This window comes from Clostridium sp. C105KSO13 (genome assembly GCF_001517425.1).
Classification (GTDB): domain Bacteria; phylum Bacillota; class Clostridia; order Lachnospirales; family Lachnospiraceae; genus Muricomes.
On the sequence record NZ_FBWL01000009.1, the window covers coordinates 1 to 253 of the forward strand.

Genomic DNA, 253 nt, shown 5'->3' on the forward strand with positions numbered 1-253 from the left:
CTGGTCAAAAGAATTACCAGAAGAATGTAGGTTGATTCATAAGCATAAAAAATGCCTCAAGAAATGATAGGCTTAGTATAGCAGCATTGCGATAGAATTACACGACGCTATCTTTTGAAGCACTTACATCATAGATGCGCCAAATCAGGCATGGTCTATTGACATTACATATATTCCGATCAGACACGGATTCTTGTATCTGACTGCTATAATTGACTGGCACAGCCGCTGTATTGTTGGCTGGGAAGTCGAT

Annotated in this window: 1 pseudogene; it reads left to right on the top strand. The window is 39.9% G+C overall.

The features are described 5' to 3' along the window. Positions 1-130 precede the first annotated feature (130 nt). Positions 131-253 (top strand): annotated as a pseudogene (locus BN3456_RS00025) (DDE-type integrase/transposase/recombinase); the annotation flags it as partial.